The organism is Paenibacillus sp. EPM92, assembly GCF_016586185.1.
Classification (GTDB): domain Bacteria; phylum Bacillota; class Bacilli; order Paenibacillales; family NBRC-103111; genus Paenibacillus_G; species Paenibacillus_G validus.
This window is the reverse complement of record NZ_BCPS01000066.1, coordinates 83,084-102,802: the sequence shown is the minus strand read 5'-3', so window position 1 is coordinate 102,802 and position 19,719 is coordinate 83,084. Positions and strand designations below refer to the sequence as shown.

Below are 19,719 nucleotides of genomic sequence, written 5' to 3'. Positions count from 1 at the left end.
TGTTGATCGAAATTCGCAACGTCAGCAAGACGTTTCAGCAGCGCGGTGCCGCTCCTTACACCGCGATTGACGACGTGTCTTTAACAATACAGAAGGGCGAGTTCGTCTCCCTGCTCGGGCCTTCCGGCTGCGGCAAATCGACGCTGCTTAACCTGGTAGCGGGGCTGGATCAAGCGGAGAAAGGGTCGATTGTCGTGAACGGCAAACCGTCTGACGGTCCGGGACCCGACCGGGTCGTTGTGTTTCAGGAGCACGCCCTTTTCCCTTGGCTGACCGTGCTGGAGAACGTCGCCTTCGGCTTGAAGCAGAAAGGCATCCGTAAAGCGGAACGGGAAGCGTTGGCGAAGGAGCATATCAAGGCGGTTCATCTGAGCAAATTTACAGACCGGTATCCTCACGAGCTCTCCGGAGGGATGAAGCAGCGGGCGGCGATCGCGCGGGCCCTCGCCATGGATTCAGACATTTTGCTGATGGACGAGCCGTTCGCGGCTTTGGACGAGCAAACCCGGCTCATCCTGCATAAAGATCTTGAAGAAATTTGGATGAAGACGCGTAAGACGATTTTGTTTATTACACATAATATCAGGGAAGCCGTTATCCTGTCCGACCGCGTGCTCGTCATGTCGACCCGTCCAGGTACGATTAAGAAGGAGTTCGCCGTGAAAGCGGCCCGCCCTCGGGATTACTCCGATTCCGTCTTACGCCACGTGGAAGCCAGCATCATGGAAGCGCTGGCCGATGAACTGGAAAAAGTGGTAAAGGAGGAGATGGGCGATGAATACAGCCTTAAGAAGAAGCATCTTTCTGATTCTGCTGCTGATAGCGTGGGAAGCGGGATTTAGAATTTTCGACTGGGGCTGGAAGTTCCCTTCCGTCACCCAGACGTTCCTTGCTTTCTATGACGGATTCGTTCACGGACAGCTGCTGGAAGCCACTTACCAGAGCTTGAAGAGACTTCTGCTGGCCTTCGTTCTGGCCATCGTCGTCGGAACGGCGCTTGGCTTTCTGTTCGCCCGCTATCGTCTCATTGACGATACCATCGGCTTTCTGGTTGTCGCCCTGCAGACCATTCCAAGTATTGCTTGGCTTCCGTTTGCCATCATCTGGTTTGGGATGGGTGATTTTGCCGTTATTTTCATCACCACGCTCGGCGCGACCTGGACGATGGCGATGGCAAGCCGGACCGGGATTAAGAACATCCCGTCTATTTACATTAAGGCAGCGCAAACGATGGGTACCGGGGATGGGCTGCGGATGTTTTATCAGGTCATGGTGCCCGCCGCTTTTCCGCATATGATGACCGGTGTGCGCGTCGCTTGGGCGTTTGCTTGGCGGGCGCTTGTTGCCGGCGAACTGATCGCCAAAGGAGTGGGCCTCGGGCAATTGCTGCAGGACGGCCGCAATCTGGCGGATACGGCGCTAATGCTCTGTATCGTCATTATCATCGCGGTGCTCGGTACGGTGTCCGACCATTTCTGCTTCAAGCGCCTGGAAGATAAATTGTTGGTGCGTTACGGTCTGATTAGCAGCAAAAAATAAGGATCCACTAGTGATCCGGCTACACAGCAAAGGAGAAAACAAGAGATGAAAAAAGGTTCTGTACTACTCGCAGTCTTGCTGTCCGGTGCGCTTGCCCTGTCGGCTTGCGGCGGCAAAACGGAAGCTCCGAACAATGCCGGCGGCGACGCTGCCGCAGCGAAGACGGTGCGTCTTGGCATCTTCAAGAACGTGACGCATGCACCGGGCTATGTAGCATTGGAGCAAGGATTGTTTCAAAAGCATTGGGGAGACAACGTCAAAATCGAGGTTCAGGCTTTCGATAACGGCTCCGATTTCTCCACCGCCCTGGCAACGGATCAAATCGACCTAGGCTTCGTAGGTCCCGGCCCGTCCACGAACCAATATATCAAGAGCAAAAACTTCCGCATCATCTCCGGCTCGAATAACGGAGGCGCGGTGCTCGTGGCAGGTAAAGATTCCGGCATTAACAGCGTGAAAGATTTGGCCGGCAAGACGGTTGCTATCCCGACCAAGGGAAGCACGAACGAAATTTCGCTGCGGCTCTTGCTTCAGGAGAACAACTTGAAAGTAACTACGGATAAAAGCGGCGTTCAGATCATCGCCCGTGCTCCGGCGGACACGCTCATCGCCATGCGCCAGAAGGAAATCGACGCCACGCTTATTCCGGAGCCATGGGGCACGCAGATGGAGCAGGAAGGCATCGGTAAAGTCATCGTGCCTTGGGACCAAATTCCGCCAAACAAAGGAAACTATCCGCTTGTCATTCTGGTAGCCGGGGATAAATTCCTGAAGGAAAACCGTGAATTGGCGAAGAAGGCGATCAAAGCGAACGCCGAAGCGATCGAATTTATCAAGCAAAACCCCGATAAATCGTATGAGCTTGTCAACAACCGGTTGAAGGAGCTCAGCGGCAAAGGGATGGACGTAGGCCTGATCAAGGCTGCGCTCTCTCATCTGAACCTGACGACCGACGTCAGTAAGGAAGCGATTGAAGAAATGGCGCGTGTCTCCATCGAGGCGGGCTACATCAAAGACATGAAGAAAGAAGAGCTTGATCTGAGCAAGTTCCTCGATCTCTCTTTGCTGGATGAAGTGAAGCAGGGCAAGTAAAGTGAAACGGAGCTGCGCGGCGCGCAGCTCCGTTTGTTTCGCCGGGAAATCAATAAGCTTTGGGCAGGCACCTCCATCTTGTGCGAAGCACCATCCCCGGCGAAATCGATGTGGTGTCGATTGCCGTCGAATTTCACTGTGTATTCGTGGTCATCTGTCACAGAGTGTGTTATATTGTTTGAAGAAAAAGGAAGTGTGGAGGCTAGCAGAATGACGGCATTCAAAGGATTTATAAAAGCGGATTTTGATACGTTTACGATCAACGGGTTGGAAGAACGGATGAAAGCCATTCAAACCCGGATCCAGCCCAAATTCCAAACGATCGGCGAAGATATTTTACAGTCTCTCTCCGTCCGCTCCGGACTGGAAATGTTCCTGCATATTGCAAAGCATGCCCGCAGAAAAGTGAATCCGCCCGTAGACACATGGATGGCTATAGCAAACAATAAACGCGGCTATAAGCAGCATCCTCATTTTCAAATCGGCTTGTTCGATGATCGGGTTTTCATCTGGCTTGCATTCATCTACGAGCTTCCAAATAAAAAGGAGATCGCAGAGAAGTTTCTGCAGCAGGCCCCCGAGATCAAACAACTTCTGCCGGCCGACGTTGTGATTTCGTTCGATCATATGAGGAAAGATGCGCTGAGTCTGTCAGCCATGGATGAAGAACAGTGGAAACAAGGCCTTGAGCGGTTTCGCGACGTGAAAAAGGCGGAGCTGCTGATCGGACGAAATATCATGAAAGACGACCCTGTTCTGCAAGACGGAGAAAAGTTCATTGAACTCGCTAACGAAACTTTCGATCATCTGCTGCCCTTATATCATTTATCTATGGGTATGAAAAATTAATTTTAAACTAAGCTTGCTTTAAAGTAAGGTTAATATGGTTTGCATACGTTATAGTTGGTGAAAACCGAAACCTACGTAAGGATGGTGCATTGTTATGAAGCAAACGTATGCCAAAAAAATGATTGTCTCCTCCCTAGCGCTTGCCTTGCTGCTGGGCGGCGGCACGCTTTACGGCACGAAGCAATTCGTTCGCGCAGAGACGCCGGATGCCGTCGTTCAGCCGCAGGACAGCGCGGACAAACCGGCAGGAGCCAAGGAATGGTCGGACAGAGGCGAAAAAGCACGCGGTAAGCACGGCAAGTCTATGCCGATCTTTGAGGAAGCTGCCGCCATTCTCGGCATGGATCAGGAGACGCTGAAGCAGTCGCTGAAGGACAAGACGCTGGTGCAGCTCGCCGCCGAGAAAAAGATCAGCGAAGCTGATCTGATCGCCAAGCTTCAAGCCGAGCGGACGAAACAAATCGACGAGGCCGCTGCCTCCGGCAAGCTGACGGCGGATAAAGCGGCGAAGCTGAAGCAGAATATGGAAGACCACCTGAAATTCATGGTGAACCAAAAGCTGAACGGCGAAGGAAAGAAGCGAATGCACGGACACGGAGGCAAGCATCAGATCATGATGCCCGCCAAGGAGAAGCTTGCCGGTATTCTAGGTATCTCGGAGGACGAATTGAAGGCGGAGCTCAAAGCCGGCAAATCGTTGGCAGAGATTGCTCAAGGCAAGGGAATCACCAAGGAACAGTTGATTAGCAAAATCAAAGATGAGATGACGCCGTGGATCGAGAAAATGGTTGACCGCAAGCATACAGCCGGCGACAAAAAAGCGGAATAATTATGGGCACAGGCGAAGGCTCCCCGGCCCTCGCCTGTTTCCATAGTCCCCTATTGTTTTGGAAGCATGCTAGTGATGAAGAAGATCGGATAAACAAAGGATTCCTGATGAGCGACATCATCTATATACGCGTAGGCTGACATCCTGCCGTGAACTGGTTGCTCCCTTCCTTTTCACTCCTGGATGGTTTCAATGCGCTGCAGAATCGAATACTCATCCGGGTAAATCATGATATATTCGGTCAAGCCGACCATGCGAAACAGCTTCTGATAATGCGGCGTGACCCCATAGGCGAACGTTTGACATCCGGTTTTCATGAGCGACCTCACAATGCGGATAAGAACCGCAATGCCCATACTGTTAATATAAGGAACCTGCGTGAAGTTCAGGATCAAAAACCTCTTATTTTGACCCAATCCCAGCTCCCACTCCCGTAAACCAAGCAAGCCTTCCTCGGATTGGTTTGAAAGATCGCCATATAAATCAATAATCACGGTTTTTACATGAGTCCGCATGTCTGCTCGAAATTGGCTGTCCATAGCAACCTCCTACCGATAAAAGATAACATCCACATACACTTTCCCGTCCCTCTCACCAAATTCAAACCGGTCCGAAAGTCTTCTTATTAGGAACAACCCCCAGCCCCTCGGGTGTTCCTCCTTCCATTTGTCCGAAAGCGGCTGCTCATAAGGAATAACCGGCTTTCGGGTTCCATGATCCAGGACTCGAAATTTGTATTTTTCGTTGTCCGCGATCATTTGGAGCGTCACAGGGAGGCTTGGATTCGAGAGATTCCCGTGCTCGATCGCGTTCAAGCATACCTCGGCAATAACAGTCATTATATCATCAATTCGGTGTTCTTCCGGATTGATTCGAGCAATAACGGAGGCAACCTCTTGCATTATCTTCTTTTCACAGCCATATTCGCCGGGCATGTTCCATTCCTTAAAAACCGAAGCAGCACTCATTGATCCTCCCTCCTACTGCTAACGCGTGATAAGATCCGTTTCTATTGTCCACCATTCCTATAACAAAAAACTTACACGCTTGTGTATCCGTTCCATCTTACCATAACAAGCGTACGGTCATCGCCCAACTCTTCCGCTTCCTCATGCTGCGGTCGCTTGATCAGCCTTAACAGCTGTTCCTCAAGCCCCCGGTAAGGCGACAGCTGCCGGAGCTCCTGCTCCCACCATTCGAATCCCAGCATGCCCCCCGATGCATGGCGGCTCTCGATGATGCCGTCTGTATACAAAATGAATATATCTCCCGGAGCTAGTGTATTGAGGATCCCCTGATAAACCGTATCCGGTGAAATGCCCAGCGGCAGTGATGAGCATTGCAATTCCATCACCTGTCCATTTCGAAAGATGTAAGGATCGAGATGTCCTGCACTGGCATATTCCAACCGTGCCGTTCCGGATGACAGGTCAATCAGTGCCAGCCCCAAAGTCGTGAACATCTTTCCTTGCGTCATATGAAAAACATGGCGATTGAGCCTGGTTATGATATCCCCGGCTGTTCCTCCTTTGGCAGCCTCTGTGCGAAGTCCTGTCATCATAGCGGACACAAGCAGCGCTGCCGGCAATCCTTTTCCCGTCACATCGCCGATCGCCACACAATAATATCGTTCTCCCAGTGGAATGACATCGTAAAAATCTCCGCCAACCTCCTGACATTGTTGGCAGGAGGCCGCAATGTCCACCCCTTCCATTACGGGAAAAGATGTCGGAAGCAGCCGTTGCTGAACCTTGTACGCCAGCTTCAGCTGACGATCAACCTCGTCGTATGTTCGTTCCACCCAATGTTGAAGAGCATTGAAGGCATCAGCCAGCCTTCCCGTTTCGTCGAGTGAGATGATGGTAAGCTTCTGATGCAAGGTTGTTTTCATTCCTCCGGACAGGGCGTGCAGACCGTCAATCAGCATCCGAAGTTCCTTACGAAGCTCCACCATATACAGCGATACAATTCCGATAGCGAAAGCAGCATATACCCCGGCTATCAACAAAAAGTCACTAACCTTAAAAAGTTCATCGGGGTTCGATCGAACAATGACGCGCGATGCGGCTGAAAATGTAATCACAAAGCAAACAACTGCTGACATAGCAATCAGGCTTACAGCGGAATAAGGTTTCTCACGGACAATCGAATGTATCTCCAAACGGACAGCATAAGAACGCAGAAGATGCCGGGTAATGCTGAACAACAGGATGGCCAGGATGAGAGAGAGGCTTAGCTCGGATAAAACGCTATTGAGCAAACGGGCAGCATTGTCAATCGAAGCTAAGGCTCTGCTGCCCATCATGATTTCTGACCCATGATACAAAACGATGAATACAATGGAAAGCAGCACCATTCCCCAAAATAATTCCAGCGGAAACCGCATAAGCCGGTCGAAAACGATGGATTTGGCAACATGCGGGGGCTGCACTCGGAAATATCGGAGGACCGGATACAAACGCCAATATGTAATCGCCAGCAGCAAAAGCGTGAACACAAGGTCGCTTAACAGAACGAAAGGAACGTTGAACTCCAGCAATTTCTGTATCGTTCTTCCATGGATAACGATATTGTTGATAAAAATAAAAATGGAGCCTCCGAACAACGCAGCGATATAAGCCGCCAGCAGCCGCAGCATAAGTCCTTTCGACCTGTCATGTGCCGCCATGCTTGTCCCTCCCGGCTCTGAATGCCATGACACAGCTTTGAACCTCCATGCTTTGGTTGGAAGAGACGAACCCTTGCCGAAGCACAGCCCGCTGCTCCCATACTGCGTATACATCCTCTCCTGACGGAACAGCCATGCCTGACGCATGCAGCATGACGATGCATTCCCTCTGCAACGGAAATTGCCGGTTATCGTATTGCCTATGATAACGGCTTCCCAGCGGCTCCGCATGCGGACCTCCTTCAAGGTATGGCTCCGACTGAACGACCCGCGCACACATGTTGCCGGCCAAAGCATATTCCAGCATCCCTCGTTCACTATCGATGATCCCGATGGCCATATGTATGTGAAGGCCGTCCGGCAAAATGTCGGCCAGCGAAGCATTCAACTCCGTTAACAGTTCTCCCGCTGAAGCTGCATCTTGAACTTTCGTACGGAGCATCATGAGAAGTGCTGACATAACCAGCGCTGAAGGCAGGCCTTTCCCTGTCACGCTGCCCGCCGCAATGGCTGCACGATGATCCGTTAACGGCAGCACATCATAGAAACCTCCCCCGACTTCCAACGGCCAGCTGCAAGCTCCGTCAAACCGCCATTCCTTGAATTCCTCGGGCCGATGGGCAAACAGCTGCTCCTGCACATGTAACGCCAGCTTCATGTCATTGTCGATGCGTGCATATTCCTTCTCGAACCGGGACTGCAGCGCGTTAAAGGCCATGGCCAGCTCCCCGGATTCATACGGGGAAGCGATCGGAATACGGCTGTGCAGCTGCCCGCGCTTCATTCCCGCCAACTCGCGCAGCTTAACAGTCATTCGCTCCAAATCGCGGAACAAATAATAAGCCGTATAATAAATGGCGGTAAAAGCGATCACGGTTACCGTCGCTCCAATGACCAACAGTACGGCGATTTTCGGAGCCTCCCCGACTAGCCTAGTGTCAATCGCATACCAGAACATGCGCAGCAATAAATAGACGATACTGCAGCTCAGGATGAGAATGATCATGCCGGCAGCGCTTCTGAACCGGAAGATCTCCTGCTGAAAGATGCGCATGTCTCGAAGATAAGGCCGCAAAATCCAGCGCGCTGTACAGTAGTGGATCATGGCAAACGCAAAATAGGCCGTAAAGTTAAACATAGTGCTCTTTCCATATTGCAGCGTAATTTCCGGTGGCCACGGCGGGAGGTCTAGTACTGAAAAAAGATAGATTTGCGAGACCAACATCCCGCTGAGCAGAAAGAACCGGAATAATTCCCCCGGGAAGCTTGTCAGCCGAAACCATCGCTGCAGCTCCATATCCGAAGGCTGATTAGGTTGACCTGCCTCACCCCGTAACTTCAGCCGATAATAGGTGAAAACAGAGAGCAAGACGATCAGGATCATGTTCCCGATGGAGAAGCTTTTTATCGTGAGAAGATGGTTAGCCGCTGTATTCCCGGTGATGAACTTGTTCGAAAACAGCATCATGCCGGCCGAGGCCCCCGTAAGGAGGATAACGTAAATCATACACAAGCGCAGCCTCACATCAGAGAAGATTGTCAACGCGTACTTCCCCCCAAGAGAAGATAAGTCTCTTCGGACGGTTCCGTCCCCAACTCGTCTCGACACCACTGGGCGAACCGCTCATAAACTTCTGCCGCTTCGCTTTGCCGGTGCGTGCGGATCAATAGACGCATGAACCGCTGACAAGCTTCTTCCTGATAAGGTTTAAGATCGATCCACTCCCGGCAGTACATTTCCTCGAGGACCGTTTCCTGCTGTTCCTCTGCCATCAGGCACAGCTTGCGGATGACAGCAACCTGCTTTTCCAGAACATACTCCCGCATGTTCTCGAGCCATGAAATATATGGAAGCTCGGGAAGCAGCTCGTCGTACAGGGCGTAAGCCTGCAGATAGAATTCATAGGCTAGGGGGCGGTCCTTCAGCCACAATTGGTCGGCCACCCGAAGCAGCGTCAAGTACCGTTCCACATCTACATACTCAAAGGCGTCTTCACGGAGAATGACCAAGCCTTCACGACTGTACACTCCCTCGTGAATAGACAACTGTTCGTGCAGCGTTTGCTTTAACTGATGGATAATCACATACAGCGATTTAGCGGCCTTCTCGGGATCTTCTCCAAGCTCAAGAATCTCTATAAGCTGCTCCTTCGCGCATGTGTATTTGGGCTGAAGCAACAGATAGACGCACAACTCCTGCGCCTTCCTTCGTTTCCATCGGATATTGCGCACCTCCTCGGCACCGCGCCCGACCGTCAGACCGCCGAAAAAGCGAATCCACCACCCGGCCTGTGGTTTTGGCTGCTCGATCCGGATCGTTTCCGGCTCCTGAACAAGATCCGGAGAAGAAGAGCAATTCGGCAGCCTCAAATGACGGGCGATCCGACCGGCCTCTTGCATAACCGCTTTTGCCTCCTCAGCGAGCTCAAGGCGTAACAGCCAATCATACTCGGCAAGCAGCAAAGCGTGCTGCAGCTGCATATCGGAGGGGTATTGTTTCTTTAGCTCGCTTAGTCTGTCTGCGAAGGCGGCAGCCTCCTCGGGGCAAACCTGTAACGCCGCCCTAAAGAAAGCCACTTGCACGCCGACCAAAATATAATACGGCCCCCTCCCCCGGAAAGGGGAATGGACCTGTCTCTTCAGCTGTGAGTATACATGCTCCCAGCGTTCAAGCTGCGCATTCTGAAGCGATATAATCCAGTCTGCACTGAGGCTGCCGTCTTCCGTCACGGCTGACCATCGCTTCAGCTTCCATTCCAGGTCCCTCCACTCCTTCGGATGAAGCTCGGCACCGCATTGAGTTATAAGTTCAGCCAATGTACAGGCAGCCTGGTCCATTTGAAGCTTCCGCTCGTACAACACAACCGCTTCGAGATACCACATCTTTGCCTGAGCATCGGCATCGATTAAGCGGCTGCCCGCCGCCAAAGCGCGGGGAAGACCGCCTTCCCGCTCCCCGGAAGGCGTCCTCTCATATTCCGTCTTAAGAAATAGGAGCAATGTTTCTGCCGATGCCAAGTCTCCCATCCGCAGCTGCACTTGCACCAATGCACACATCGCCGACAACAGACGGGCCGGGAGGGCCATCGCTCCGAACCCCTTCATCGCCTGTTCGAACCGCTGTCTCGCCTCGGAAAGCTGACCGTTGCCATAGCATATATTCCCAAGTGCTTGCAGAAGCAGCGGGGAAGCGTTCAGATAGGAGTCAGGAATTTGCCGAAGCAGCTCTTCCTGTACCTCCCTTTCCTCCAGCAAAGCGCATTCCATTCGCATCACCGCTTCCCGGAAGCGATTTCTTCGCAGCAGTCCATCCATGCTTTCATCCGGTATCAAGAGCCTTTTCGCCGCCTTTTTCTTAGCTGATTTCATCCACCGCTGAAATCTTATACTTTCTTATATCTTAACATAAAAAGCGCTGCGGCGTCCCTTGCCTTTCAGCGAAAATAATTCATATCACCTCAGCTTATTCCGTTGCTGTTGCCTTATCTATGACCGCTTTAATATGCCGCGCAAAGGCATCATTGTCTCTTGCTAACCATTCCTCAGGCAGAAATTCGATCGTTTCCGTAATGATGTCTTTTTCTGCAATCGTATGAAGCAGCCCGGCTTTCCTGTTGATTCCCAGAATCAAATGAAGCTTATCCGGCATCCACACGGGAGTTGCCATAATCTCATCCAATAATAAATGGTATTCATCCGATACCCCATAAATGATTCGTTGAATAAAAGGGTCCGGACTGACCTGTGTGTTTCCGTTTTCCGTCAAATACGATTCTACAAGCGGAAAGCCGAGGCGGTTCATCGCATCCAAGATACGCTGCATCAATGGATGGGGAAGCACAGTGATCCTGTCTTTATCCAAAGAATCGACCGCTTTCTCCATATTGAGCCGGGTTTCAAACCATATTTTTTCCCGGGATAACGTAATAGGCGTGTGCAGCGGAATGGCAATAGATAATGGATATTGTTTGACTTCAAACGATTGAATGTGAAAATCACATGGAAGCGTATACGCGTTCAGAAGTACTTTTGCAGTAGACGTCCGGTGTTCCCCTTCAGAGTCCGTGTAATAGGTCGTGTATTCAGTGAATAAGGCGATTTCGCAGCTTTGTAATTCCTGTTCTGTTTTTCCGCCTTGAATCCTGACCGTTCCCGTAATTTCTTCCCCGGCTGTCAATTGATGTGACGGAAGCCGAAAATCGACCTTCACGCTGCCGATACCTACCCGAGCCAGCATCTTTTTAAACAATGACACAGGCACACATCCTTTCGTTTTCCATCCTTGAAAATGATGCCTCATGATATCGCAAATAACTTACAAAATCATTGCAATATTCCGTTGGGCAAGTTTGTAAGTTTCCTGTAATCAAGGCTCGTTATAGTGAATGCTGAGTATGAATCAAATCTTGCGAGGAGTGAAGAAGATGAAAAAAGGGATTGCATCCATTCTGTTGCTGTTCATGCTGAGCATTTTTGTGCCCGGCGCACTTTTTTTCGGATCGGTCCAGGCGGCCGATACCATTACATGGGGTGATAAGCAAAGCGGCGTTTACGATAAGCTGCACCCCTATACGCTGAATTGGTCCGGTGACGTGCTTGATCGAGGGGGACTCAATTTACTTGAGTTGAAGTACACGACAAGCAGCTCCGATGCAGATATTGTCATCAATCAATACGGCGACATTGGGGCATTGGCGATTCGTAAGCTGGACTCTGAGGATCTGACGAAACCGACCGACCGTAATGTAACCGGCTTCACCAATTCGCTTGAAATAGAACAAGGAGCTGTTTATCTCGTCGTGCTGCATGACGGCAGCCATTCTAAAATCAAAATCGACCGCATTTTGCCGGATAACGGCTTTTCGATTACTAAAGTGACGTTCTCCTATGTGCTTGAGGTTCCGGAACAGGAGAACGACGGAAGCACAAACAGTCAAAATAACGGGACTTCCCCTCCGGTGTCCCTGGACTTGGGTTCTCCCGAAAAGGATATTCTCAATCCTTCAGCGGTTTACGAATTTGAGGAGAATGGAAGCATTACACTGCCTTGGAAGCAGTTAAACGGACATGTCTCTTGGGACATCTACCGTTCGGACAACGGCAAGCCTTATGTGAAAATGACCGACTTTAAGCTGACCGAGCCGCAATATATCGATAATTATACGTTTGCCGGACATACGTACCTATATAAAATCGCATCTTATGACAGAAATGATAATCTGATTTCCATCTCATCGGCACTCAAGGTGACCATCGTAAAAAAAGCCTCTCAAGCGCCCGTTAACGAGGGAAACCGGACGCCCGTTAACGAAGGAAACCGGATTTTGCTGCAAATTGATAATACAACGGCTTTGGTTAACTTAAAATCCCACACCTTGGAAACGGCGCCTTTCATCTACGACGGCAGAACTCTCGTCCCTCTCCGTTTTATCAGTGAGGCGCTCGGCGCTCAAGTGAAATGGAACGGCGAGCAGCGCAGCATTACATTGACTGTAGGGCAGGATACAATCGTGCTGGTTATCGGTCAATCTGCAGCGAGAGTGAACGGCAAGACCGTCATGATGGACGTCCCGGCCATGATCTATAACAACACCACCATGGTTCCTGTGCGATTCGTGAGCGAGCAGTTAAACCAAAAAATCACCTTTAACGATGAAACACGAACCATTCTCATCGTCAGTAAAGACGCAGCAGAAGCCAGCGATGACAATTCGCTGTCAACCTCAGACCCAGCTGATTACTTTATCGGCAAATGGAACATGTGGGTCCCGGCAGGCCGCGATGGAGCGAGCGGCGGAACCTTGACGATTGCTGCGGACGGCACCATCTCCTTCTATTGGAACGGACCGCAGACCGGCACATGGACGTTAGATCAAGCAACGGGCAAGCTGCTGCTCTCCGGTTACAAGAGCGGCTGGGATTGGACCGTAACGCGAACCGAAGACGGCATCACCGTCTCTACATTTGGTGTCCACGAAACAGGAACGCGTGCGAAATAAACGAAAGAGACATTCCTCAAGTCAGAATGGGCATCCATCCGGGTTGTGGAGAAAAACGGTCTGCGTTTTGAAGGTATGGCACAGCGGTGCTGCGTATGAAAGCGATCTGCGCCATCGCCATGGAGGAAGGGAAGAACAGACGGAAGAGGTGTAAGAAAAGCTTCTGATCGAAGCCTTTTCGATGAAGATACATTCGTGTTTTAGAGGAAGTTTTTCTTGAAATATCAGAATCGTGATCCTCCGGATCAAACTTATAAATTTTGATATTATAAAAAAGCTGCCGCAGCGGGAGTATCGCCTACGGCAGCTTTCTTATTTGGTCAGAGCGGCTGACTTGATGTTCTGGTGCCGATCCGATCCAATACTATAAAGCGGTACAACAAATAGAGCGCTCCGACCGACAACACCGCGCCGATCAGGAACGGCAGGCTGTGGCTGTAATCGTAAATGCCGGCTCCGAGCAGCGGTCCCGCGATGCGGCCCAGGCTGTCCATCGACGAGCTCAAGCCGGATGCGACCCCCTGCCCGACCTTGGTCTTCTGCGTGATCAGCGAGGTTACACAGGGCCGGATCAACGCATTCCCGGCCGCAAATACGCTTAAGTAAATCGAAGCGGTGAGCAGGCTGCTGGAAAACAAAATAAGCACGAAGCCCGCCGCCGACAATAACAAACCGATGCCGATAACACGGGACTCCTGTCCCCGCTTGATAAGACGGCGTACAACTCCGCCCTGAATCAAGGCGCCGACGATGCCGCTGACGGCGAACATGATGCCGAGCTGCTGCGGAGTAGCTCCGATCTGATCCCGTTGGAACAGCAGCAGCGTCGCCTCGAGACCGGCCAGCGAGAAGGAGACGAAGAACGACAAGACGTACAAATATTTCAGCGAGCCGACGAAGGCCGTCCAGCGCGACTGTTTCGAATCCCGCGTCTGCTGGCGGGCTTCCGCGGACACCGATTCCTGCAGCATGAAATAAGCGAATACGAACATGAGCAGCGCCAGCAGCGCGGCAGCGAAGAACGGCACATGGTAACCGAAGCCGCTTAACAAGCCGCCGACCGCCGGGCCGAAAATAAACCCGAGTCCGATCGACATGCCGACCAGCCCCATCCCTTTCGTCCGGTTTTCTTCAGATGTAATGTCCGCAACGTAAGCGACCGCACAGGCCGTAACTGCCCCGGAGAACAAGCCGCCCAAAATACGCGAAATATACATAAGGACCAGATGGTCTCCGGCAATGCCGAAAATGAAGAAGCTTACGCTGAACCCCAATGTGCCGATCATAATGATCGGACGTCTGCCGATCCGGTCTGACCAAGCTCCCCAAAACGGCGACATGAGGAACGAAACGAGCGAGTACACGGAGAGCAGCATGCCCAGATGAAAGCTTTCGGCGCCCGATCCGGTTACAACCTCGGGGAGCACGGGAATAATGATGCCAAAGCCGATAAAAATCGTCATGATCAGCACCATGATTACGAGAAGCCTTTTGTCCATAGGTGTGACGTTTCCTTCCGATTTATAGTAAGTAATCTAACTGTACCATATCTTTTTTGACGATGGAAATATTGTACGCAAGGTTAACAAAATCGACAAACCTGCAAACTTCACAAAGGTTTTACAAAAACCGCTTGCATCCGTGTCGCATTTTGCTATACTCGATTTGTTTGCTTTTTTCAAGCAGGCCACCATAACTTATTCATGAAGGGTAGGGATGACCGTGGATCAGACGAAAACTCCCCTGTTCACTGCGTTGAAAGAACACGCTGCGCGCAATCCGGTGCAATTTCATATTCCAGGACATAAAAAAGGCGTGGGGATGGACCCTGAGTTCCGGGAGTTTATCGGCGATAACGCGCTCTCCATCGACCTGATCAATATCGCGCCGCTCGACGATTTGCATCAGCCGACCGGCGTTATCGAACAATCGCAGAGGCTCGCGGCCGAAGCGTTCGGCGCCGACCATACGTTCTTCTCCGTACAAGGGACAAGCGGGGCGATCATGACGATGATTCTTACCGTCTGCTCCCAGGGCGATAAAATTATCGTGCCGCGCAACGTGCACAAGTCGATCATGGCGGCCATTATTTTCGCAGGCGCCAAGCCGGTTTTCTTAAAGCCGGTGCGTGACGAAAATCTGGGCATCGATCACGGCGTGACGACCTCGTCGGTCAGACGGGCGCTCGAGCGCCATCCCGACGCCAAAGCGGTGCTCGTGATCAATCCGACTTATTACGGCGTCTGCGCGAACCTGAAAGAAATCGTGGACATCGTCCACGGCTACAACATTCCGGTGCTGGTGGACGAAGCACACGGCGTGCTCATCCACTTCAACGACAAGCTCCCGATGTCGGCCATGCAGGCCGGCGCCGATATGGCCGCTACGAGCGTGCACAAGCTCGGCGGTTCGATGACGCAAAGCTCCGTGCTGAACATTCGCGAAGGCCGCGTCAATGTCCGCCGCGCGAAGACCATCATCAGCATGCTGACGACTACGTCGACGTCCTACATCCTGCTCGCGTCGCTGGACAGCGCACGCCGCAATTTGGCGTTGAACGGCGAAGCGATGGCGGACCGCGCCATTGAGCTTGCGGAGTACGCGCGCAATCAAATCAACGAGATTCCGGGACTTTCCTGCTTCGGCCGGGAAATTTTGGGCAGTGAAGCAACCTTCGACTGCGATCCGACCAAAGTCAATATTCATGTCCGTCACCTGGGCATTACCGGCTACGACGCCGAAAACTGGCTGCGCGAGCAGTACAACATCGAAGTCGAGCTCAGCGACATGTACAATATCCTGTGCCTGGTGACGCCGGGCGATACCCAGGAGAACATCGACACGCTGCTTGCGGCGCTGCGCCGCTTGTCGGCCGAGAATTACAACATCCGGCAAGCTAACGAGCTGGTGATCAAAATTCCAAAGATTCCGCAGCTGACCCTTTCGCCCCGCGACGCCTTCTACGGCGATACGGAGCTTATTCCGTTCAAGGAGTCGGCCGATCGGATCATCGCCGAGTTCATTTACGTGTACCCGCCGGGTATCCCGATCTTGCTGCCGGGGGAAGTCATTTCGCAGGATTTGATCGACTATATCACCGAGCATATCGAGGTCGGTCTTCCCGTTAAAGGTCCCGAGGACCGCAGCATCGAATTCGTCAAAGTGATCGTGGAAACCCCTGCTATTTTCTAAAGACCAGGTCAAAAACGCTTGCCTTCGGTTGATCCGCGGCAAGCGTTTTTTTATGGTTACAGCCTTACGATCGAGCTTCCGCTTCGGCCTGCGCTTCGAGCCATTCGATCACATCGGCCACCGCATGCTCCTGGTGATGCTTCCCCTTCCGGTTCGCCGCTTCAATAAGCAGCGGGTGCGCGTTCTCAACCGCAACGCCGATCCCTGCCCTGCGGATCATTTCCAAGTCGTTCAAATGGTCGCCGATCGCCACGCATCGTTCCATCGCTATCCCTATTTTATCCGTTAACAGCTCCAATGCGTGGCCTTTAGTCGCCCCTCTGGCCAGCATCTCAAAATATCGGTCGTCGGATCGCACCCATTCGATCTGCGCAGCTTCGGTCAGCCGAACGATCGCCTCGCTCGTCTGATCGAGCCGCTCCGGCTCCCAAGCGAATAATACTTTCAGCCAATCCGGCGGCACCTTCGTCACATCGTCGATCGGCTGGTACGGAAACCGCTCGATTTGTCGATGCCGCGCCGTCCACTCATTCTCGCGCAGCACATACGGGTAAGGCTCCCCCTGCACATAAATTTCCGCGCCGATGCCGGGGAACGCCTCAACGACTTGCTGCAGCGCCGCTTTCCCCGCATCCGGCAGCTTGGACTGCCAAATCGCTTCCTCCCGGCTATAATCGTAGATAACCGCTCCGTTATATAAAATCGCGGGCGTGTTGACCGGGAGCTGCTTGACGAAATAACCCGCCGGTTCGACAATACGCCCCGTCGCTACCGTAAACAATCCGCCTTGGGCGACGAAACGCTCAATGGCGGCCAAGTTTTCTTTACTGATTTCCTTCTGCGCATTCAGCAGCGTTCCGTCCATATCCGTGACGAGCAAATAACCTTCAAACCTCTTCCTATCCACGGGAAATCCCTCTCTGTTCTTTGTTTACGCGGCGACTTTCGCTCACGTCACAAGTATTGTATTTGGTTTTTCTTAATGCTATGATGATCATGGTGCATGACAAAAGTCAAATCGTTCCAGTTCATTAAGTAGGCAGGTGCATGGGTCATGGCGCAAAGCGCATATATCAAATTCGTGGAAGGCTCGTCCATTTCCTCGTTAACTCTGGATGAGCTCAAGCAGCAGCTGGAGCATTACCGGGAGCAGCTTGCACTGACCGGCAAACAGCTCGGCTGGGAGTACGACGATGCCGGATTTCCGTATACGATCGAATCAAAACCGGAAGCCGAAGGCAAATGGTTTTTTTTGAAAGGGACCAACCCCCTCTACAAATATATCGTGATGGGCGTCGGAACCGAGAAAAACGGCGATGCCGAACGACACTTCGTACAGATGGTGCTGCCGGATGGCTGCACCCACGGTGACAAATCCAAGGGCAATGAATTCAGCAAATACTTGGGCAAGCTGTGGAAAGCCGAACTGCAATTGTTTAACGGACGTACGATGTACTTCAACCCTCGCAAATGATGGACCGAACGAAAAACCCTTCTTGCTGACAAGAAGGGTTTTTCGTTCAAGATTTATTATTCTTGCTCTTCAACGATCTCGTTGTAAATCGCAACAACGCGATCCCATTCCTCTTCGTCTTCGATACTGGCAAGGAACGCCTCGCCGTTCTCTTCTTCAATTCGGAATATAACACCGTCGGCTTCCATATCATTGCGATCGAGAAGTACCGCATAAGCCTGTTCTTTGGCTTCAAAGGTGTACACCATTACCATCTCATGTTCGACACCGTCTTGGTCCGTCACGATAAAAATCTCATCCTCGTGATCATGGTCGCAGGAAGCGTCATGAATGTGATCGCTCATGGGAAGACCTCATTTCTTCATTGTATTGATTGCTCCCACGTATCGTACCACGCATTCGGATCCCAAGTCAATGAACAAGGCATGTCCAAAACCGCCATATTTATTCGGATAGAATCGCTTTCTCGGAGACGACCACGTAGTCGCTGTCCGCATTCGGTTTGATCGAGAATCGAACGGTATACTGGCCGGCTTCAGTGAACGTCACGTTAAACGGCCACGTGTACCAAAAGCTGCTCTTCTGTCCGTCCACCACTTCTTCGCGCGCCTTCACCTGTTCGCCGCCCGGCGATACGATGGAAATGCGGAAGGAGTAAATGGACGTATCCAGGTTGTCAATTTGTGAAAAAACCGCAAAATCAAGGCGATCGCCTTTCTTCACGCCGCCGAAAGGCTGCTTGATGGAATAATCGTCTTCCACCTTCTTGGCGACAAACATATGTACATTGGGCTTGTAAACCGAGACGGTACGGCTGCCGTTATCCCATTTCACAATCGATTGAAGCGTGTCAGACAAGATCCGGGCAGGAACGACGGCGCTTCCTTTCATTAAAAAAGAGGGTGTCTCGTCCGAACCAAACGACCTCTCCTTGTCATTTACCATCAATCTCACTTTCGAATACCCTTCAAAATCTCCCCACATGGAACTGGCGAAAGCTCCTGCCGTACCGAACAAAGAAAGCGAGAGCACCATCGTCAGTAATCGCGGTACCTTCATTGCAAGTAACCTCCATCGTTATTGTGCATTTGCTAAGTTATACTCTACAGACCGGCAAGAGTTGCGGAGATTGTGCCAAATTTATTAATAGTCAAGAACCGACAGCCAAACCGTTAAATTTAAGCAAAATGTGACGAAACTATCTTGAATCCGTATTGAAAAGCGTGATAGATTATAGAAAATATCGGCTGCAACGCCAAAAGCTGAGCGGAGGAACGTCATTGAGCCTGCAACTGCAAATGATAGGCACAGGAAGCGCGTTTGCCAAAACATTCTATAATAATAATGCGCTGATTTATTTGAACGACTTCACGTTATTGATCGATTGCGGCTACACCGCACCAAGAGCCTTGTTTGAGCTTGGCATCTCGCTCGATCAAATCGATGCGGTCCTGATCACGCATATCCATGCCGATCATGTCGGCGGCCTCGAAGAACTCGCTTTTCAATGCTTGTATACGTTCAAGCGGCGAATCAAGCTTCTCGTCCCCTTCTCTATCGAGCATATGTTGTGGGATCACTCCCTCCGCGGAGGTCTTGAGAACAAAGACGAGGGCATTTCGAGCTTGAACGATTATTTCGATGTCATTCCGCTTGCCGAGAACACGCCGATCTCCATTCGTCCGGACTTGACCGTCCGGCTGCTTCCGACCGATCATATTCGCGGGAAGAAAAGCTATTCGCTGCTTCTGAACGATCGTCTGTTCTACAGCGCGGACGCCAGGTTCGACCTTGAGCTGCTGATGAGCTTGCACATCAAGGGTTGCGATCATTTTCTGCATGACTGCCAGCTGCATTCGCCGGGTCACGTCCACGCCAGTTTGGAGGAGCTGCTCACGCTGCCGGTCGACTTGCAGCAGAAAACCTGGCTGATGCATTATTCCGATCAAATGCCAGATTATATAGGGAAAACGGGACATATGAGATTTATCGAACCGTTCAAGCGTTATACGTTCTAAGCGATAAACGAACCGCGCCAGCGTATCGGTTTGCTTCGCTCCGGGCATGTCCTCCCCTT

General features: G+C 51.6%; 19 protein-coding genes. 9 read left to right on the top strand and 10 right to left on the bottom strand.

The genetic code is table 11. The features are described from left to right. Positions 1–2 precede the first annotated feature (2 nt). The 5 genes from JMF85_RS14390 (at position 3) to JMF85_RS14370 (ending at position 4,309) form a co-directional block, all read left to right on the top strand. Positions 3–842, top strand: a complete 840-nt coding sequence (locus JMF85_RS14390) for an ABC transporter ATP-binding protein (RefSeq protein ID WP_141333729.1) — start codon at positions 3–5, stop codon at positions 840–842. Beyond that, positions 775–1,539, top strand: a complete 765-nt coding sequence (locus tag JMF85_RS14385; RefSeq protein WP_236595859.1) for an ABC transporter permease — start codon at positions 775–777, stop codon at positions 1,537–1,539. Before JMF85_RS14390 ends, JMF85_RS14385 begins: the two co-directional genes overlap by 68 nt. A 45-nt stretch (positions 1,540–1,584) precedes the next feature. Then, positions 1,585–2,631, top strand: coding sequence for an ABC transporter substrate-binding protein (locus tag JMF85_RS14380; protein WP_127607368.1), 1,047 nt, complete (start codon positions 1,585–1,587; stop codon positions 2,629–2,631). Between the two features lie 210 nt (positions 2,632–2,841). After that, the gene (locus tag JMF85_RS14375) at positions 2,842–3,480 is read left to right on the top strand and encodes a DUF1054 domain-containing protein (protein ID WP_054795596.1); all 639 of its coding nucleotides are present in this window, start codon (positions 2,842–2,844) and stop codon (positions 3,478–3,480) included. A 94-nt stretch (positions 3,481–3,574) separates the two neighbouring features. Next, on the top strand, positions 3,575–4,309 hold the full coding sequence (locus tag JMF85_RS14370; protein ID WP_201318422.1) for a hypothetical protein: 735 nt from the start codon (positions 3,575–3,577) through the stop codon (positions 4,307–4,309). 173 nt (positions 4,310–4,482) lie between these two features. Here the strand turns inward: JMF85_RS14370 and JMF85_RS14365 are convergent, their stop codons facing one another. From JMF85_RS14365 to JMF85_RS14340, 6 genes are all read right to left on the bottom strand, one after another. Then, complete coding sequence (locus tag JMF85_RS14365) at positions 4,483–4,848, bottom strand: STAS domain-containing protein (RefSeq protein ID WP_054795595.1); 366 nt, start codon at positions 4,846–4,848, stop codon at positions 4,483–4,485. A gap of 9 nt (positions 4,849–4,857) precedes the next feature. Next, positions 4,858–5,277: an ATP-binding protein gene (locus tag JMF85_RS14360; protein ID WP_127607364.1), complete on the bottom strand. Its 420-nt coding sequence runs from the start codon at positions 5,275–5,277 to the stop codon at positions 4,858–4,860. A 71-nt stretch (positions 5,278–5,348) separates the two neighbouring features. Then, a complete protein-coding gene (locus JMF85_RS14355; RefSeq protein ID WP_164751791.1) occupies positions 5,349–6,977 on the bottom strand; it encodes a PP2C family protein-serine/threonine phosphatase in 1,629 nt (542 codons plus the stop codon). Continuing rightward, positions 6,964–8,445: a SpoIIE family protein phosphatase gene (locus JMF85_RS14350; RefSeq protein WP_164751790.1), complete on the bottom strand. Its 1,482-nt coding sequence runs from the start codon at positions 8,443–8,445 to the stop codon at positions 6,964–6,966. Before JMF85_RS14350 ends, JMF85_RS14355 begins: the two co-directional genes overlap by 14 nt. Before the next feature lie 71 nt (positions 8,446–8,516). Next, positions 8,517–10,310, bottom strand: a complete 1,794-nt coding sequence (locus JMF85_RS14345; protein WP_054795588.1) for an AfsR/SARP family transcriptional regulator — start codon at positions 10,308–10,310, stop codon at positions 8,517–8,519. Positions 10,311–10,440: 130 nt separating this feature from the next. Next, complete coding sequence (locus JMF85_RS14340; protein WP_164751789.1) at positions 10,441–11,232, bottom strand: sporulation protein; 792 nt, start codon at positions 11,230–11,232, stop codon at positions 10,441–10,443. Between the two features lie 169 nt (positions 11,233–11,401). On the opposite strand from JMF85_RS14340, the gene JMF85_RS14335 reads away from it, so the two are divergent. Further along, on the top strand, positions 11,402–12,976 hold the full coding sequence (locus JMF85_RS14335; protein WP_164751788.1) for a copper amine oxidase N-terminal domain-containing protein: 1,575 nt from the start codon (positions 11,402–11,404) through the stop codon (positions 12,974–12,976). 320 nt (positions 12,977–13,296) lie between these two features. Here JMF85_RS14335 and JMF85_RS14330 read toward each other — a convergent pair whose 3' ends face one another. Next, positions 13,297–14,475, bottom strand: a complete 1,179-nt coding sequence (locus tag JMF85_RS14330; RefSeq protein ID WP_054795582.1) for an MFS transporter — start codon at positions 14,473–14,475, stop codon at positions 13,297–13,299. 223 nt (positions 14,476–14,698) lie between these two features. On the opposite strand from JMF85_RS14330, the gene JMF85_RS14325 reads away from it, so the two are divergent. After that, on the top strand, positions 14,699–16,168 hold the full coding sequence (locus JMF85_RS14325; protein ID WP_459558714.1) for an aminotransferase class I/II-fold pyridoxal phosphate-dependent enzyme: 1,470 nt from the start codon (positions 14,699–14,701) through the stop codon (positions 16,166–16,168). Positions 16,169–16,232: 64 nt separating this feature from the next. Here the strand turns inward: JMF85_RS14325 and JMF85_RS14320 are convergent, their stop codons facing one another. After that, the gene (locus JMF85_RS14320) at positions 16,233–17,075 is read right to left on the bottom strand and encodes a Cof-type HAD-IIB family hydrolase (RefSeq protein WP_201318421.1); all 843 of its coding nucleotides are present in this window, start codon (positions 17,073–17,075) and stop codon (positions 16,233–16,235) included. A gap of 147 nt (positions 17,076–17,222) precedes the next feature. On the opposite strand from JMF85_RS14320, the gene JMF85_RS14315 reads away from it, so the two are divergent. Beyond that, positions 17,223–17,642 (top strand): DUF1885 family protein, encoded by a 420-nt coding sequence (locus JMF85_RS14315; RefSeq protein ID WP_054798735.1) that lies wholly within the window; start codon positions 17,223–17,225, stop codon positions 17,640–17,642. Positions 17,643–17,698: 56 nt separating this feature from the next. Here JMF85_RS14315 and JMF85_RS14310 read toward each other — a convergent pair whose 3' ends face one another. Together JMF85_RS14310 and JMF85_RS14305 are read right to left on the bottom strand one after the other, a co-directional pair. Next, entirely contained in the window at positions 17,699–17,986 is a 288-nt protein-coding gene (locus JMF85_RS14310; RefSeq protein WP_054795580.1) for a DUF1292 domain-containing protein, read from the bottom strand. Between the two features lie 100 nt (positions 17,987–18,086). Next, positions 18,087–18,701 carry a stalk domain-containing protein gene (locus JMF85_RS14305; protein ID WP_127607348.1) on the bottom strand — a complete coding sequence of 205 codons (615 nt, stop codon included), beginning with the start codon at positions 18,699–18,701 and terminating at the stop codon, positions 18,087–18,089. A 221-nt stretch (positions 18,702–18,922) separates the two neighbouring features. On the opposite strand from JMF85_RS14305, the gene JMF85_RS14300 reads away from it, so the two are divergent. Beyond that, complete coding sequence (locus JMF85_RS14300) at positions 18,923–19,660, top strand: MBL fold metallo-hydrolase (RefSeq protein WP_054795608.1); 738 nt, start codon at positions 18,923–18,925, stop codon at positions 19,658–19,660. The last annotated feature ends 59 nt before the right edge of the window (positions 19,661–19,719 follow it).

Coding starts and splice junctions, on each gene's coding strand:
- JMF85_RS14375 (WP_054795596.1), top strand. CDS start 2,842: ATGACGGCATTCAAAGGATTTATAAAAGCGGATTTTGATACGTTTACG.
- JMF85_RS14350 (WP_164751790.1), bottom strand. CDS start 8,445: ATGATGCTGTTTTCGAACAAGTTCATCACCGGGAATACAGCGGCTAAC.
- JMF85_RS14360 (WP_127607364.1), bottom strand. CDS start 5,277: ATGAGTGCTGCTTCGGTTTTTAAGGAATGGAACATGCCCGGCGAATAT.
- JMF85_RS14315 (WP_054798735.1), top strand. CDS start 17,223: ATGGCGCAAAGCGCATATATCAAATTCGTGGAAGGCTCGTCCATTTCC.
- JMF85_RS14330 (WP_054795582.1), bottom strand. CDS start 14,475: ATGGACAAAAGGCTTCTCGTAATCATGGTGCTGATCATGACGATTTTT.
- JMF85_RS14310 (WP_054795580.1), bottom strand. CDS start 17,986: ATGAGCGATCACATTCATGACGCTTCCTGCGACCATGATCACGAGGAT.
- JMF85_RS14365 (WP_054795595.1), bottom strand. CDS start 4,848: ATGGACAGCCAATTTCGAGCAGACATGCGGACTCATGTAAAAACCGTG.
- JMF85_RS14335 (WP_164751788.1), top strand. CDS start 11,402: ATGAAAAAAGGGATTGCATCCATTCTGTTGCTGTTCATGCTGAGCATT.
- JMF85_RS14305 (WP_127607348.1), bottom strand. CDS start 18,701: ATGAAGGTACCGCGATTACTGACGATGGTGCTCTCGCTTTCTTTGTTC.
- JMF85_RS14355 (WP_164751791.1), bottom strand. CDS start 6,977: ATGGCGGCACATGACAGGTCGAAAGGACTTATGCTGCGGCTGCTGGCG.
- JMF85_RS14370 (WP_201318422.1), top strand. CDS start 3,575: ATGAAGCAAACGTATGCCAAAAAAATGATTGTCTCCTCCCTAGCGCTT.
- JMF85_RS14385 (WP_236595859.1), top strand. CDS start 775: ATGAATACAGCCTTAAGAAGAAGCATCTTTCTGATTCTGCTGCTGATA.
- JMF85_RS14380 (WP_127607368.1), top strand. CDS start 1,585: ATGAAAAAAGGTTCTGTACTACTCGCAGTCTTGCTGTCCGGTGCGCTT.